The organism is Psychrobacter sp. JCM 18901 (genome assembly GCF_000586435.1).
In the GTDB taxonomy this organism is placed as follows: Bacteria; Pseudomonadota; Gammaproteobacteria; order Pseudomonadales; family Moraxellaceae; genus Psychrobacter.
The window spans coordinates 65,816-81,802 of the sequence record NZ_BAWH01000016.1 but is presented as its reverse complement, the minus strand read 5'-3'; the positions used below and the strand labels follow the sequence as shown (position 1 = coordinate 81,802).

Here is a 15,987-nt window from a genome sequence, read left to right as displayed (position 1 = left end):
GTTTTGGTTAGTCATTGCTTATTCTCCGGTTAGTGGATTATAAGCAGTTACACAGTTTTTAGGAAACTCCCCTTTATTGCAAAGGAATTTTCTTTTTACAGACTTCCACATCAAGCTGATAATCACTATCGGCTTTCATTCGACCTAAAATATCCAAGCGTTCGCTCAGTAACTCCACCATTATGCTGATATTGGCTTGCTGTTTTTTAACCTGTTCTAGTTTTTGCTGTGTTAGTACAAGCTGCGAATCAATATCCAAGTGACCATCGTAATAGTCGTTTAAGCTGTTTTTGATTTCAGTAAGGGTGAAGCCAATAGCTTGCGCGCTTTTGATCAGCTCTATGCGTTCGATACATTCTGGATGAAATTCGGTATATAGACGTGAGCCTGCCTGACGCTTGCGAGATTTTAGTAGGCCTAATTGCTCGTAATGGCGAACCGTATCTTTGGTCGTATTGGCTTTTGCTGCTAGCTCTCCAATCAATAGAAACGATGTATCAAGTGCCATAATAACCTCTTATTTTTTTCGCTATGACAATCATAACTCTAGTTGCCACGGCGATTCGCTATCTAGTAACGATACCGCTAACGGTTTATGAGAGTGCTTTTGCCATGGCACAGACTGGCTGCCAATCAGGTTGTCTAGCTGAGCTAGGAAATCAGCACGCGGTAAAGTAGTCGCACCTAAACTCATTAAATGATCGTTCGGTAGCTGACAGTCAACGAGTGCGACATCACTTTGCTCACACAGGCGCATCAGACCCCAAAACGCTAGCTTTGATGCATTAGATGCTCGATGAAACATTGATTCACCAAAATAGATGCCGTTTATTTTTAACCCGTATAATCCGCCAATCAGTTGACCTGCCTCGTCCCAAACTTCAATGCTATGAGCAAAGCCTTGCGCATGCAATTTGGTATAAGCTTCGATCATCTCATCATGAATCCAAGTATGCTCACCTTCGGGATGATTGTCATTAAGGCCATCACTGCGCGGTAAGCTACAGGCATGTATGACATCGTCAAAAGCTTGATTAAGCGTCACTTGCCAACGTTCGCGATTTGCTTGCTTACGTAGAGACTTGCTCGGTTGATAGGCAGAGGGGACAATCACGCAACGCGGCTCAGGACACCACCAAGCAATAGGCTCATCTTCGTTAAACCAAGGAAATAGTCCTTGAGCATAGGCTGATATCAGCGTTTCAGGCGCTAAATCACCCCCCATAGCGACAATGCCAATACCATCAGGATCTATGGAAATGGGATCAGGAAAGTCATAACGCCCAAGACTTTTTAAAGTCTCAGGCGTAATGTATTTATCGTGTTGTTGAGTAAAGTTGCCCATTTAGGCTTCTTTATCTGCAGTTAGGGTTGAATCGTAAGTGTGATCACGAGCGACGATTTTGCCCAGTGCGTCCAAGTACTTTTCAGCATCTAGCGCAGCCATACAGCCAGTGCCAGCAGAAGTGATGGCTTGACGGTAAACGTGATCGGCTACGTCACCTGCGGCAAACACACCTTCAATACTGGTCTGAGTGGCATTACCATTCAAGCCACTATTAACAATCAGATAGCCATCTTTCATGTCTAATTGACCTTTGAACAAGTCAGTATTTGGCTTATGACCAATAGCGACAAACATACCCATTGTGTCTAGTTGTTTGGTGCTGCCATCAATCATTGATTCGATGATGACGCCATTGACGCCCATGTCATCACCGACTACTTCTTTTACTTGGTGGTTCCATTCGATTTTGACATTACCATTCTTGGCTTTTTCAAATAGCTTGTCTTGCAGGATCTTTTCAGAGCGTAGGCTGTCACGGCGATGTACTAAGGTCACTTCAGACGCAATATTAGATAAGTACAAAGCTTCCTCAACCGCTGTATTACCACCACCAATCACCGCAACTTTTTGGTTTTTATAAAAGAAACCATCACAAGTGGCACAGGCTGATACACCAAGCCCTCTGAATTTGGTTTCTGACTCTAGTCCCAAGTACTGTGCAGAGGCACCAGTTGAGATAATGAGCGCATCACAAGTATAGCTACCGTTGTTACCTGTCAATTGAAAAGGACGCTCATTTAGGTTTACTTCATTGATGTGATCGTAGACCAGTTCAGTACCGAAGCGTTCTGCATGTGCTTTCATACGTTCCATCAATGCAGGACCTGTCAAATCATGCGCATCGCCTGGCCAGTTGTCGACTTCGGTAGTGGTGGTTAATTGTCCACCGACTTCCATACCAGTAACCATAACTGGCTTAAGGTTAGCGCGTGCTGCATAAACTGCCGCAGAGTAGCCAGCAGGGCCTGAGCCTAAAATAATGAGCTTTTCGTGACGTGGAGCAGTAGTGTCAGTTGCCATGAGTTGTTCCTTGCTAAATATACGAATTAAAAATGTAAGTTATAAATATAATAAAAGACGAATATCAAAAATGACTACGAATATGCTTCTTCTAATTGCTGTGTGATAATAACATAAGGGCACAGCGCACAAAGTGCAAGTTTGCTAAAACAAACACAGGTATCATTAGAATCAAAGAATAAATAACTTTGGAACATAAGTGCAAAAGCAGAGACTAGTTTATAGAATTTAGGCAATACAGCTAGCCATATTTTGCCACTCGTGTTTCGCTAACCAGCTGTTTTCTTACGCAAAGTGTCTACTGATTTACTTTCTTACACGCTTTCTTGATAAGACTGTCGCCACTGCACCTATGTATTTGTTATTATAAGAAGTTATGCCAAGTGTAGTAGGAGCCAAGCGATAACGGTTGTTTCAAGGCTCTATGATCGGCACATGCCAAACAAACACTTCGCTCGGTACATTTATGTCAACACTTTATGTCAGCATGATTAGGCTTAGTCATGCATTGGCGACCATTTAGTATTAATAACAAGGCAGATCTTACGTGATATCAGCACCGCTTATTGAGTATTTAAAAAAAGGGAATGTTTACCCTCCTTGGGTTAATACTGGCCGTTTATCTGTTTGTCATTTTGATGACTTATACAGGCAACGATCCTAGCTGGTCGCACATCAGTAGTGATATGACCACGATTAATAATATGGGCGGCGAGGCAGGCGCATGGTTATCCGATTTGCTTTATAGCTTTTTTTGGGTTTGGTGCTTGGTGGTTTTTGGCATTTGTGGTTTATGAATCTATCCTAATTTGGTGGGAAAACAAGCCAACGTTTTGGCTCATGCGATTGGTCGCTTATGTGTTTTTACTATTAAGTGCTAGCGCATTGTTTGCACAATTGGTCTCTCTAGTTCAACAAGTCACGAACCCTGACGCCATCGGCCTCGAAGGCGTCGCTGGTGGTATCATCGGGCTAGAACTACAAGCGCGTTTGGCACAGCTACTATCTCAGTGGGGGAGTGTGGTTTTCTTAGCAGTATTTGTTGTGATTACCGCTACGTTTGCCTTTAATATCCATTGGATGACGATATATCAAAAGGTTCGTGCGCTGTCGTGGCTTGGTTCAGGTGTAAAAAGTCAGGATGCTATCGACGCTACTGAACCGAGCACTGCATCACAAGATGATACCCAGAGCTTAGATGAGTCGGTAGATAAAAAAGTAGAGCATGAGCAACTGCCACTTGAGTTACAGTCTGCGGAAAATAATAGCGGTACTCAAGACGTCAGCAGTAGTGGGCGTTTCGGTAGTGTCTTGTCAGACTTTTTGGCAACATCAGGATTGGCAGATAGTGTCAAAGCCTCTGTCATCGCAGCAAAAGCAGCGGCGACATCCAATAGCTCAAAAGGTGATCAGGTAGATATCGATACAGGCTCGATTAATAACTCTACTGACAATACGGTCAACAATACAGTTCAGCCATTAGCCTCAAACTTGACTGCACCTATTGCTCGCAAAGTTGAGCCAAGCTTTGCGTGGAATGATGCCAATACGGTCGATGATTTACTTGCAAGTGAGCAGATGGCTTACAGTGCTAATGGCATGGACAGCTCGGCTATGCCTGTACCCAACTATTCCCAAACGGTACTAGTACCACAGCATCGTTAGAGAAAGCAGTACCTGCTACTATAGTAACTACCACGAAGGAAGCGGCTGCTCAACCAGTTATATATGATAAAGAACTACTAGCTCAGTCATCAGTTGATGAGTCAGTGAGTAGTAATTTAGCCAGTCAGCCAGTCATTGAATCTGCTGAGCCTAAAATCTCTACGACACATGAAACTGCGGAAGTAGATAAGTTGGCAGAAGCATGGTTGGCAGAGCATGCTGATATATCAGAACCTACAGAATCTGTTGTAGAAACGTATGAAGACTCTAAGCCTGTGCAGGAAACCGTAGCAGCTGAGCCAATAGTACAAGAGAAGACTCCAGAACCTATCGTAGAAGAGCCTATTAGCTTTGCACAGGATTTAACCAATCAATCGTCTGATACGCCTGTAGAGTTGCCACATACTGAAAAAATAGCAGTAGCCCCTGAGTCTGAAGTTGCTCCGATAACAGTAGAGACTGAGCCTGCATTACCAGATGTGTCAGATGTGTCAGACATGACACCAACCAATACGCCTCCTGCCAATCCAAAAGCAGCGCCAACGGTGGAAGTAACTAGCCCAGTCTCAAATGTACAGCCTGATCAGAAAGCGCCTGTGCAACCATCTGTTAGTTTTGCTGTCCCAGAGGGCGATAGCAGCAACCATATCACTGATATGATGCCAGAGGACGACAGTGATGACGACACCAATGTACCGGTCATGCCGCATATTAGTGATGACGCAGCCTTCAGTCAGAAATCACGCTCGATGCAAACAGCAGCTTATCGCAGCAGTCTAACACCTATTCCAGAAGTGTCTATATTGGATAAGCCTGATCCTGACCGCAAGCCTAGCTACACTGTGGCTGAGCTTGAAAAACTGTCTGAGTTGCTAGAAATTAAGCTACAAGAATTTAATGTAAAGGCCTCTGTGGTTAATGCTATCCCAGGGCCTGTCGTCACCCGTTTTGAAGTAGAGCTGGCTGCTGGAGTGAAGGCTAGTAAAGTGACAGGCATCTCACGTGATTTAGCGCGTTCACTATCGATGGCTTCTTTGCGTGTGGTCGAAGTGATTCCAGGCAAGCCTTACATCGGTATCGAAGTACCTAACAAGAAACGTGAAATGGTACGTTTGATTGAACTGCTCAACACCGAAACGTTCAAAGACCCTAAAGCGCAGATTAGCATGGCAATGGGTAAAGACATCGGTGGTAACCCAATCATTACTGACCTTGCACGTGCGCCGCATATGCTGGTCGCTGGTACCACAGGCTCTGGTAAATCAGTATTGGTCAACTCGATGCTATTGTCGATGCTACTTAAATATACGCCCAATGAGCTTCGTCTTATTTTGATTGATCCAAAGCAGTTAGAGCTTGCTAACTATAATGATATTCCGCATCTGTTAACGCCAGTAGTTACCGATATGACGGAAGCGGCCAGTAGCTTGTCATGGTGTGTGGCCGAGATGGAACGTCGCTATCAGCTAATGAGTTTGCTAAAGGTTCGTAAGCTCAATGAGTTTAATAAGAAAGTCATCGCGGCGGAGAAATCAGGCAATCCTATGCTCGACCCTCTATGGCGACCAAATGACAGCGTAAGTATTAGCCAAGCACCCAAGCTAAAAACACTACCCATGATTGTCATTGTCGCGGATGAGTTCGCCGATATGATTATGCAGGTCGGTAAACAGGCCGAAGAGCTCATCACACGTTTGGCGCAGAAATCGCGCGCTGCTGGTATTCATTTAATGCTAGCTACTCAGCGTCCATCAGTCGATGTCATTACAGGTTTGATTAAAGCAAACATTCCTGTACGTGCGGCACTACGAGTCAACTCAAAAGTCGATTCACGTACGATTTTGGATAGTGGCGGTGCAGAGGATATGCTGGGTAACGGCGATATGTTGTTCTTAGGGCCAGGGCAAATCGAGCCAGATCGTGTGCATGGGGCTTACGTTAGTGACGAAGAAGTTAACCGTGTCTGTGACGCTTGGCGTGAGCGCGGCGCCCCTGACTATATTGATAATATGGCAGGTAACTTTGAATTATCTAGCCCAGGCGGTGGTAGTACAGCCAATGCCTCTGGTGAAGATGATGATTTATATAATGATGCCGTGGCCTTTATCATGGAAACACGTAAAGTGTCTGCCTCAAGCATTCAACGTAAATTCAGCATCGGCTATAACCGTGCTGCGCGTATCGTCGACTCTATGGAAGAAGCTGGATTGGTTAGCTCGATGGGCAAAAGTGGCAAACGTGAACTATTAATGTAGGATTAATTCTTAAGTTGATAACGAAAAAGCGAGTCATGAGAATGGCTCGTTTTTTTTATGGAAGAAACTTAATAATACTTTTATAAATTGTGGGTTTAGAAGTAAGCTCTTATTATTCAGTATGTTCTAGGGCTCGAAGAGTAGATTCGTATATTGGCTCATTAATTACTTAAACCATCCAGATGACTAACGAGTCCGTTTATCAAATATCAGGCACGGTTTTTTTATACTAAACTGACAGGAGTTTATGAAAAAATAGTCATTAGTTTTAGAAAGTATGCGTGCTACATAGTCTTAATAAAATTACTCTCCAAGGAAGGTTGGTTATGTTTAAAGAATATACTCAGTATGATGGGTTAGCCTTAGCGGCATTGGTCAATTCAGGTGAGGTCAGCGCGAAGGAGTTGCTAGACGCTGCTGTCCATCAAGCCAATCAAATCAACCCTAAGCTAAATGCCATCGTGCATCGTTTTGATGAGCGCGCTTACAATGCCGCGCAGGCAGGTTTGCCTTCAGGTGTATTTACTGGGGTGCCATATTTACTAAAAGATTTGTCATTTAGCTTTGCCGACGAGCCCATTACGATGGGCAGTCGCAGCGTCAATATCATTTCAGAAAAAGACAGCGAAATCGTCAAGCGGATGAAAGCGACAGGCGTTAATACCTTTGGCAAGACGAATACGCCTGAGTTTGGTTTGATTATCACCACTGAGCCAAAAGCGCATGGCGCTACTCACAATCCTTTTAAAAAAAGGCTACAGCTCTGGCGGCTCGTCAGGGGGCAGTGCAGCAGCAGTTGCGAGCGGTATTGTCCCGATGGCAGGCGGCGGTGATGGTGGCGGCTCGATACGTTTTCCATCTGCTTGGTGCGGTACGTTTGGGTTAAAGCCAAGCCGCGGACGTAATCCAATGGGCCTAATCTTGGTGAAGGCTGGGAGGGGGCCGTGGCTGACCATGTGATTACGCGTTCAGTGCGCGATAGTGCGGCGATGCTAGATGCCACTAGCGGAGCAGAGATTGGTGCCCCTTACGTTATAGCTCCGCCAGACGGTACTTTTTTTGCAAGCGGCAATGCGTGCACCGCGAAAGCTAAAAATTGCTTTGCATCAGCAGCCTTTGATAGCCAATACGACAGTGGACAAAGAGGTGTTGGCGGTACTTGTGCAAACGGCTAAACAATTAGAGTCTATGGGTCATGAAGTAGTACCAGCCGAGCCAAAAATCAATATCGAGCAGTTTTGGCATGACTTTATCGTTGTGGTCTGCGCGCATACTGCTTTTACGATTGATAACATCGAGCGTGAATTTGGGGCTGACCAGATCAAAAACCTAGAGCCACAAACCTATAATATGGCACTGCTTGGGCGCTCACTGTCAGCGGTTGATTTGGCACATGCTAAACATGGCTGGCATCATAGCCAGTATCAAACGGGTCTATTACTAGAAGACTACGATATGATTTTGTGCCCGACCGTTCCTACGCCTGCGGTAAAGCATGGTGTGCTACCGCCTAGCCGTATGGATGAGATAATGATGCGTAGCGCCGATGTGCTTAACAAGGGCTTTAATATGGGTAGATATGCCTTTAGCTCAGGCATGATTGAGAAGCTCAGTGCCCCTGTACTAGGTAAAATGGGTTTTACGCTATTGGGTAATGTTACGGGGTTACCTGCGATGTCAGTACCCGTTGGTATGAGCAAAAAAAGGCCTACCGATTGGTATGCAGTTAATCGGGCGCATGAATGATGAAGCGACATTATTCAGTGTGGCGGGCGAGATGGAGCGTGCAGGTTTATTTACCAAACACGCTTTTGAGAAGTAGGATTGAATTCTATGGTTTGGATTGTTAGCACTCAATCAAAGCGATAGATGTCCATACCCAAACTATGATGAGCCATACTTTGATGAACGACAGAGACACGCTGACCAGTACCTAATGCAAAAAACAGCGGTAGCAAGTGCTCATCACTTGGATGAATGTCCTTGTAGTCTGGGTATTGCTGCCAGTCGAGCGCCGTGGGAATGTCTATTTTGAGCTGCTGCAACAACCATTGCTTAAACGTTTTGGCTGCTTGATCGATGCTGTCAGCTTCCCAGCGCAATGCTTGCAAATTATGCGTAATGTTACCTGAGCCAATGACGAGAATTTGCTCATCACGTAGATGTGCCAATTGTGCGCCTAATTGATAGCAGGCAATACTGTCATAATGCTGTGGCAGTGATATCTGTACGATAGGTACATCGGCTTCTGGATACAGATGTCTGAGCGGCGCCCAAACACCATGGTCACAGGCACGTACTGGATTGACACTACAAGTAATGCCACGTGCGGTCAGCTGCTGAGCAAGTGTCTCAGCCAGCGCTGGCTGGCCTATAGCAGGATACTGAATGTCGTAAAGTTCAGGCGAAAATCCTGAAAAGTCATGCCACGTCTTTGGCTGTGGATTACTACTAATCTCTAGCTTTGCTGACTGCCAGTGCGCTGACATAATGACGATGGCTCGTGGCTTAGGTAGGTTTTGACCGATACGTGCCAGTGCACTGGTCGTCGCAGACTGCTCAATTGCAAGCGTAGGCGCGCCATGCGAGATAAATAGCGCTGGTAGCTAGATGTATTCGTCGCTACATCAGACGTATTTTCCCATGCGGCAGCCGCTGTGATAGGCGTCTGCACACTATGATGGTCATCACGTTGATGAGTGGGCTTAGAGGCGTTAGGTGTCGCACGTTTTGGATATTTCATGTTGCATTTATTAGGGCGTGCGCCAGTTTTTCAATCTATTTTCGGGTTGATGTTTTAAATCAAAAAAATAGCTTAGTATTTTATTTAATTACCACGGTGATAAGGGTGATTATTGTTGATACTCATCGCGCGATACAGTTGTTCCATGAGTACGACGCGTACTAGCGGATGCGGCAATGTCAGTGCTGATAGTGATAACTTTGCATCGGCCTTTACCAATACTTCTGGTGAGACGCCATCTGCGCCGCCGATGACCAAAGCGATATCATCGCCTTGTAGCATGCCATCAGCGAGCTTATCAGCCAGTCCTTCGGTCGAAATCATCTTGCCTTTGACATCTAGCACCCATAATTGCTCACGGCTTGATGCATTATGAGCGGCTAATATAGCCTGACCTTCTTGCTCACGGTACTGTGCCAAATTAGCATCTGAAGGATTTTTTGCCCGCTTGGCTGCCGCAATCTCGACAATTTCTGTGCTTAGCATCGGTTGAATGCGTTTGTAATATTCGTCAAAACCCGTCTGTACCCAGCTAGGCATTTTATTGCCAACGGTCAAAATCCTTACTTTCATAATGCTTACATCTCGATAATTGAATTCAAGCTTATTAGGCCGTGTTCTTAATAGTTGTATCGCTCGTTCTTCATTGTCTGCAATTTACATCAGAGGATTAATCGTCTCTGATACGTTGCTACTTGCGCTTTGATCATCGTCGCTCTTATCACTTTGGCTTGGCTTTGGAATGACAGTCAGCTTTGCATCAGACTCAAAGACAATGGCTTCGACATCATCAAAGCTATTAATCCCTTCAGTACGCATGGCACATTCGATTTCTTGTCGCGTCAAGCGCTCATCACGCATGGCATCTGGCAAAAACTGCCCTTGATAAAAAACGATACGCGGCTCTGATAAAATAAAGTTACTAAATTGCGGTGAAACAGACGCATATTTGGTCACCACAAATTGCAATAGGTACAATACTAAAATAGACGATACCCCTTCAACAAAGGGAATGTCCTTGAGCAGAATTGTACTGGCACCCAACGAGCCGATCATGACCGTCACGATCCAATCGAAGTTATTGAGCTGCGACGTCGAGCGTTTGCCAGAGACTTTGGTGACTGTCACGATCAACACGTAAACCATAACAGTCGTCAAAACAATACGACCAAGCTTGTCTATGTTGTCAAAAAAGATCATGTCCATAATGTTCGCTCCTATTATAAAGGTAAAACAAGTCATCGCTAAAATACTACTTACTAGGGCGCGTCTTACTTTGTCTCATTTTTAGTACTATTCTTAAAATAATGACGCGCCCTAAACTTAGCCTAACGGATTTTACGCATTAGCAGGGGAAAACTTTGTAGCACCTTGTAGATGATGGTTTGTACTTACGTTGATTTGCGTATAGGGTCTAATAATCGATTGATAGACCATAGGCTGATTCGCGCACTGACCAGAGTGAGAACCAGCATCAGCATTAGTGATGAAAGCAGGGGCAGTGGACGCTGCATCGCCATCTCAAACAGTACCTCACGGCTTATCGTATCAAACAGCCAAAACCAGATAGCTGAAAAATAAATGACCGTAAGCATCCAGACAATCACAACCCCACCAAACATCAATTTATTAATCTCATCTCTTGCTAATGCTCGCTTCTGATGTTTGATAAATTTACTGACAGCGATATAAGCACCCACAAGAATAGAAACCACCATGACCAGTTGTGGATTGAGCGCAAGCTTGGTCTGTATCATCATAAATATGGTACTGGCAAGCATGTATCCAATCGCAAAAAAAACCAACATATCGAGCCAGTTTAGGCTGCACTTGTACAAGTGTCTGGGGTTTGTTGAGACTGGTTGTCTGGCGTAACATAAGCTAACCTTTATAAAGGTAAAAAATAGAGTATGGATGATACAACGTCTTAAAGCGTTAAAATCAGCGCTGTGCCGTCCAGTCGAGCATGGCATCTAACACGGGACGCGCTGCATAAGGATTTAATGCTTGATTAGTATTAATTATACCGACGACAACGTAATCCTGTCCTGACAGTCCTTTGACATAACCTGCCATTGAAGTGACGTTATTTAACGTGCCAGTTTTTATCCATGCGCGGCCAGTGGCTGTTGATTCAGGCAAGCGATCGCTATGGGCGGCAATAGTACCACTAACCCCAGCGACCCCTAACGAGTCGACATAGGCATCAAAATTTGGTCGACTATAAGCGTAAGTCAGTAGCTCGCTTAGGTTGGCGGCGGTGATAGTACACTCGCGGCAAAGTCCTGAGCCGTTGGTCAAATGTGGCGGTGGCGTACTGAGGTTGGTTTGCCACCATTGATTGATGGTTTGTAAGGCTGCAGGATAGTCTGTCGTAGTAGGTTTGCCAAACTGATATAAGCTATCAGTCTTTTTGCCACTAGATTTAACAGCCGCTACTTTATTATCCATCTCATTACTAGCTTTGACTTCATTACTAGCTTTGACTTCATGACTGCTTGGACTAGTCGCAGTTGTGCTAGAAGGTATTGGATGAGTCAGCCTTCCTTTATCGTAAGCGCCTATAGATAGCGCCACTTGCTCAGCCATGACATTGTTTGAGAAGTGGTTAATGTCATGAATCTGCTCGGTTAAATTCAACGACGGATAGCTGACCATAGGTAGAGGCGACATCGCGATAGCCGTAAGCCCGTGTGCTCGTTTCGTGGTCTTGGTAATCTCGTAAGGGGTTTCTTGCGAGATTACCTGCCCACTCAAAGTATTCCCCAACGCTTGCCATTTGGCAGCGATGACGTGTGCCGCAAACTCTTTGGCATTGGGATACGCCACGTAAAAAAACATGCTCGCCGCAGCTCTCTGGCAGACTGGCATTTAACACAAGCTGCGTATTTTGCCACTGCGGCGCTAGGCTATAGCTTGCTTGCCCACAACTGGCTGCACGGGTATTGATTGTAGCAGGCAGCTGATAGTCTGCTAACCGCGGCTTATAGGTCACACTTGCTTGACCATTATTTGAGGGTAAGTTTTGATACCAATGGTGCTAAAATTAACCAAAAACCCATCTGGGCTGGCGTTATAGGGACGTAGCGGTGAGTTGTCGAAGGCGGCAGGATCTTTACTAACATTATTAAAAACCGTGCTGTCAATGATGATGTCACCATCGATATGATGAATACCTGATGCTTGCACTTTATACAGTAACTGCTTTAAGCGCTCGTGGGTCATTTTTGGGTCGCCACTTCCTTGAATAATCAAGTCACCATGTAGACGGTTGCCGATGACAATACCTGTGTGATAAACCCGTGTATACCATACAAAATCCGCTCCTAAAGTGTCTAATGCGATAAAGCTAGGCACGAGTTTCATGGTACTGGCAGGCGTACGAGGATGTCAGACTGGTGATCTAGCAAAGGCGAAAATGAAATCTTTATAGAGGTTTTATTATTGCTTGCCGTATCTTGGGCTTTGGCATTCTGATCAAGTGTATGCTGAGGTTCGTCAGGGATAACCGTTGGAATGCTCTCTACGCTCTGATAAGTATAAGGGTCATCGGTATAGGTATGTATCTTTCGCTCGTGCTTCTCAATAGTGCGCTGCTCTATGGTAATTAAGACGTTCTGGTGGCTCGGGTCGCTGGTACTTGTATCCGTAGAGGCGTTCGTAACTGGGTGTTCAGATATTATAGTAGCTGCAGATTGGCTGTCAGGTTCATCACTATCAATGACTTGAATAGGAGTAGGCAGACGGCTGGCAGTCTTGTCACCTACAGGTGTAATCACGATGCTGATATCCGCTTCTGTCAGGTCGGCACGTGCCAAGGCTTTTTGAATGGCTGCTGGCAATGCTGCTTGTGCCTGTATTGGTGCGACTATAACCGCTGCCAATAACGCTAACCTAGATAGACGTTTATTAGGTTGGTTCAGCGGTCGCAAATGACGACAAAGCGTGGTGATTTTGGTTGCAGCAGTAGAGTAATAACGGCGTTTAGAAGGGTATCGCATGAGCATCTTTCATCAGGTGGCAAAAACAGCCTATGGTAACATGAGTTGCTGTTTTCGCACACGATGTCAGCAGTACAATTTTAGCAATAACAACGCCCTTATTTAGATAACTAACTCTAACTATCGATTGAACTGAGAGCATGACTTGCTGCTAACGCACATGCAAAAAAGCCATCGCCGTCATGACAGCATCGTTATAAGCATCATGCGCGCCCAGTTCAGGAATATTGTAATGGGCTAATATGCGATTTAGATGTTGGGCTTGTCCAGAAAGCCCTTGTGTGTGACCACTGATACGCCGACTGTACAGGTGCCGCAAGTCTATGACTTCGTTTGGTAGCGAGGTTCCCATATAGCGTTTGACCAATGGATTTAAAAAAGCCATGTCTAGCTGTGTGCAGAATCCAACGATTGGTCGATTACCTATGAATGGTAGTAGTAGTGCCAACATGTCATCGTAACTCATGCCATGTTCAACATCGGCGGTACGCAAGCCATGAATGACAATAGTGTCGCGGTCTGGCATGACAGGAGGTCTGCAAACTAAATGCATGCCATTACCCGTGTCGATGATATTGCCATTAATATGTATCGCTGCTACAGACAGCAGGTGATGCTTCTTGGGGTTCAATCCTGTCATTTCGCAGTCAATCGCTACCCACTGCTCAGCCGAAGGTGTCGTAAACATTGAGGCAAGCTCTGGACGCTGTAATTGCGTCTTTTGCCAAGCGCAAGATAACTGCTGTAACCAGCTCATATTAGTCGTTCATCCATATATGCTATTTTTATACTTGAGACTTTTCTGTATTTATTAAGCCTCTGTGTTAAGACTGCCACATTTATGCGATTTCTAGTTGATAGTGTTGACGCAATTGATTCTTAAAGCTTTTGACTACGGCTAGACACTCTTTTAGCAGGTCACGTTCAAGTGCAGTCAAAGTCGTTGGATCCACTTGCCGTGCATGCTTATCATCGGTTGAGATCGCCACAGATAAGCGTTGAGCCATAAAAAAACTCTAAGGCTTCAAGCAAAGTATCGGCGCGTTCTTGAGTCATAGCATTAATCTGCACCAATGCCTTTAAACGCGCTTGGTACTAGGCACGTCGAGCACATTGTTTTCTAATGCTAAAGTGCGGATGCCATGAACCAAGGGAAAGATACCGGCTTTTTTTAGGTCAATATCAGATGATGCTGATTTGCCGCCTAGTAAAGGGACAAACTTTTGCCACCATTGATTAACATCGCCAAACTGTAGCGCTGCCCGCGCAAACTGCCTGACAAACATAGGATCTGCTTGTTGATGAGCAAGCTTTAAATGCTGACGTACTTGAGTAAGCAGTGACTCATCGCCACAGACGTATTCAGCATCTAATATCGCAGACAAGTAAATACCATGCATTGGATCTGAATTTCTAAACCATAGGTTAATTTGTGCAGTGAATGGCTTGAGCGGTTGTCGCCACATAGGATTGGTCATCATAATATTACCATCACACAGTGGGTAGCCAAGCGTTGCTAAATAGCTATTAAAAGTATCAGCGAACTGTGCTAGGTCAGGGTGTGTATAGCCATCGCGAATGATGAGCGCATTGTCTTGATCGGTACGCATGATTTGCTCACCGCGCCCTTCTGAACCCATAACGATAAGGCAGGTATTGGCCATCACTTCATCAGGTACGATCAGCTGCCAGAGTTTGGTAAATACTTGCGCATTTAGCGTCTGTACCATACGACTGATATTGCCGATTTTGACACCATTGTGATGCTGTGCCCGAATATAGCGGCCGATCAGCTCAACAGCGGTATCTAGCTGATAAGTCCTGCGCCTGTTCGATTTGAATACTAATGAGCTGTGAGTGATGACCAATGTGAGCGAGCATATCGCTTTGCCCAAGCACACCAACGACATCGCCACTCTTATCAATGACTGGTAGTCTATGAATCCGGTAGCGAGTCATGGTCAGCAGCGCATCGCTAATCTCATCACTGGCTTTGATCGTACGCAGATTAAAATTAGCATAGCGCTGGCAAGGAGTAGTAGCAGGATCTTGTTTATCACTTACCGCGCGACAAATATCAGTATCGGTCAAAATCCCTAAGAGTAATCTTGTCTCAAGTTGCGCTGTTTGTGAGCTATCTAAATCATTTGAACTATTTACATCATTTAAACCCTCTAAGCTATGTATCGGTCTGACCAGCACATGTTTTAATCCAGCTTTGGTCATGATACGGGCCGCTTCGTACAAGCTGCTATTGGCATCGACGATATGCACTGGTAACAGATGAACATTTATCACTGGTTGCAGCATGATTTGCTGTACTTCTTGTTGGTTGGTATAGCTTGCAGGATCTAGCGTTTTGTTATGACGTCGTTGGCGCAATGCTTTTAATCGTTCAGGCAGTTTGTCTGATAGCATTTGGCGTACCAGATGATTTTGCGCGCTGATTTTATCGATAGCATCACCAGCGACTTGGAGCAGTAACGTCTCTTCACTGGCTCGGAACTGATAGGGTTGTATAGGTGTACTTTCAGGCTCTAACTGATTGTCCTTGGTAAGTGATTCAGGCAGGCGGCGACTATCAAACCAATCATTATTGTTCAGACCGTCAGCGTGATTGCTACCGACATAGGACGCGACAAATTCACAATCTAGTGACTGCTCAATCTGTCCTTTGATGACCACATACAGACATTGCAGCTCTTCTGCAGGCAAGCTCTCGCTTTTAGCAAGGTAGCGTATTTGGGTGTTTTTTTCTAATGCTTTGACGCTCGGCTAAGCTCAATACATCGAAAGGCGGTTGGCTAAAATCAAGATGGGGCATGGCATCATCCTTGATGGCATATTTTCGGTAGAGGCTTTACTATAGCATTAATAAACCAGAAAGCCTCCAATAACCACAATATAAATAGGGTTATTGGAGGCTTTTTGCTACTGCGACATTTATTCCAGCTA

The 15,987-nt window shown here is 45.0% G+C and carries 19 protein-coding genes and 2 pseudogenes; 7 read left to right on the top strand and 14 right to left on the bottom strand.

The annotated features are described in order from the left end of the window. Positions 1-73: 73 nt before the first annotated feature. Genes TT11_RS11910 through trxB form a run of 3 tightly spaced genes read right to left on the bottom strand, consistent with a single transcriptional unit; the run spans position 74 to position 2,368 of the window. Positions 74-508, bottom strand: a complete 435-nt coding sequence (locus tag TT11_RS11910; RefSeq protein ID WP_101204974.1) for a MerR family transcriptional regulator — start codon at positions 506-508, stop codon at positions 74-76. A 30-nt stretch (positions 509-538) separates the two neighbouring features. Next, entirely contained in the window at positions 539-1,345 is an 807-nt protein-coding gene (aat, locus tag TT11_RS11905; protein ID WP_261870598.1) for a leucyl/phenylalanyl-tRNA--protein transferase, read from the bottom strand. After that, a complete protein-coding gene (gene trxB, locus TT11_RS11900; protein ID WP_261870597.1) occupies positions 1,346-2,368 on the bottom strand; it encodes a thioredoxin-disulfide reductase in 1,023 nt (340 codons plus the stop codon). Between the two features lie 587 nt (positions 2,369-2,955). Between trxB and TT11_RS11895 the strand changes: the two genes are divergently transcribed. The 7 genes and pseudogenes from TT11_RS11895 (at position 2,956) to TT11_RS11865 (ending at position 8,034) form a co-directional block, all read left to right on the top strand. Next, positions 2,956-3,165, top strand: a complete 210-nt coding sequence (locus tag TT11_RS11895) for a DNA translocase FtsK 4TM domain-containing protein (protein ID WP_261870596.1) — start codon at positions 2,956-2,958, stop codon at positions 3,163-3,165. Next, entirely contained in the window at positions 3,155-4,033 is an 879-nt protein-coding gene (locus TT11_RS11890) for a DNA translocase FtsK 4TM domain-containing protein (RefSeq protein ID WP_261870606.1), read from the top strand. Before TT11_RS11895 ends, TT11_RS11890 begins: the two co-directional genes overlap by 11 nt. 257 nt (positions 4,034-4,290) lie before the next feature. Beyond that, positions 4,291-6,288 (top strand): annotated as a pseudogene (locus tag TT11_RS11885) (DNA translocase FtsK); the annotation flags it as partial. Between the two features lie 326 nt (positions 6,289-6,614). Then, complete coding sequence (locus tag TT11_RS11880) at positions 6,615-7,121, top strand: amidase family protein (protein WP_305079984.1); 507 nt, start codon at positions 6,615-6,617, stop codon at positions 7,119-7,121. Then, positions 7,105-7,248, top strand: coding sequence for an amidase family protein (locus TT11_RS17340; RefSeq protein ID WP_370587841.1), 144 nt, complete (start codon positions 7,105-7,107; stop codon positions 7,246-7,248). The genes TT11_RS11880 and TT11_RS17340 overlap by 17 nt, the downstream gene beginning before the upstream one ends. Further along, entirely contained in the window at positions 7,233-7,463 is a 231-nt protein-coding gene (locus TT11_RS11870) for a hypothetical protein (RefSeq protein ID WP_261870607.1), read from the top strand. The genes TT11_RS17340 and TT11_RS11870 overlap by 16 nt, the downstream gene beginning before the upstream one ends. Further along, complete coding sequence (locus TT11_RS11865) at positions 7,360-8,034, top strand: amidase family protein (protein WP_261870605.1); 675 nt, start codon at positions 7,360-7,362, stop codon at positions 8,032-8,034. Before TT11_RS11870 ends, TT11_RS11865 begins: the two co-directional genes overlap by 104 nt. A 107-nt stretch (positions 8,035-8,141) precedes the next feature. Here the strand turns inward: TT11_RS11865 and TT11_RS11860 are convergent, their stop codons facing one another. From TT11_RS11860 to TT11_RS11810, 11 genes and pseudogenes are all read right to left on the bottom strand, one after another. Continuing rightward, positions 8,142-8,852 carry a class III extradiol ring-cleavage dioxygenase gene (locus tag TT11_RS11860; RefSeq protein WP_261870604.1) on the bottom strand — a complete coding sequence of 237 codons (711 nt, stop codon included), beginning with the start codon at positions 8,850-8,852 and terminating at the stop codon, positions 8,142-8,144. Then, on the bottom strand, positions 8,747-9,031 hold the full coding sequence (locus tag TT11_RS17335) for a hypothetical protein (protein ID WP_261870595.1): 285 nt from the start codon (positions 9,029-9,031) through the stop codon (positions 8,747-8,749). Before TT11_RS17335 ends, TT11_RS11860 begins: the two co-directional genes overlap by 106 nt. An 84-nt stretch (positions 9,032-9,115) precedes the next feature. Then, positions 9,116-9,604 carry a 23S rRNA (pseudouridine(1915)-N(3))-methyltransferase RlmH gene (gene rlmH / locus TT11_RS11850; RefSeq protein ID WP_261870594.1) on the bottom strand — a complete coding sequence of 163 codons (489 nt, stop codon included), beginning with the start codon at positions 9,602-9,604 and terminating at the stop codon, positions 9,116-9,118. Positions 9,605-9,688: 84 nt separating this feature from the next. Next, entirely contained in the window at positions 9,689-10,237 is a 549-nt protein-coding gene (locus TT11_RS11845) for a DUF421 domain-containing protein (RefSeq protein WP_261870593.1), read from the bottom strand. Positions 10,238-10,422: 185 nt separating this feature from the next. Further along, positions 10,423-10,839, bottom strand: coding sequence for an ABZJ_00895 family protein (locus TT11_RS11840; RefSeq protein WP_261870592.1), 417 nt, complete (start codon positions 10,837-10,839; stop codon positions 10,423-10,425). A 133-nt stretch (positions 10,840-10,972) separates the two neighbouring features. Then, entirely contained in the window at positions 10,973-11,872 is a 900-nt protein-coding gene (locus TT11_RS11835; RefSeq protein WP_261870591.1) for a D-alanyl-D-alanine carboxypeptidase, read from the bottom strand. A 150-nt stretch (positions 11,873-12,022) separates the two neighbouring features. Beyond that, positions 12,023-12,397 (bottom strand): D-alanyl-D-alanine carboxypeptidase, encoded by a 375-nt coding sequence (locus tag TT11_RS11830; RefSeq protein WP_261870590.1) that lies wholly within the window; start codon positions 12,395-12,397, stop codon positions 12,023-12,025. Further along, positions 12,394-13,032: a hypothetical protein gene (locus TT11_RS11825; protein ID WP_261870589.1), complete on the bottom strand. Its 639-nt coding sequence runs from the start codon at positions 13,030-13,032 to the stop codon at positions 12,394-12,396. Before TT11_RS11825 ends, TT11_RS11830 begins: the two co-directional genes overlap by 4 nt. 151 nt (positions 13,033-13,183) lie before the next feature. After that, the gene (locus tag TT11_RS11820; protein ID WP_261870588.1) at positions 13,184-13,789 is read right to left on the bottom strand and encodes a 3'-5' exonuclease; all 606 of its coding nucleotides are present in this window, start codon (positions 13,787-13,789) and stop codon (positions 13,184-13,186) included. Positions 13,790-13,871: 82 nt separating this feature from the next. Beyond that, positions 13,872-14,762: pseudogene (locus tag TT11_RS11815) on the bottom strand (DUF294 nucleotidyltransferase-like domain-containing protein). A gap of 64 nt (positions 14,763-14,826) precedes the next feature. Then, the gene (locus tag TT11_RS11810; RefSeq protein ID WP_261870587.1) at positions 14,827-15,747 is read right to left on the bottom strand and encodes a cyclic nucleotide-binding/CBS domain-containing protein; all 921 of its coding nucleotides are present in this window, start codon (positions 15,745-15,747) and stop codon (positions 14,827-14,829) included. Positions 15,748-15,987 lie beyond the last annotated feature (240 nt).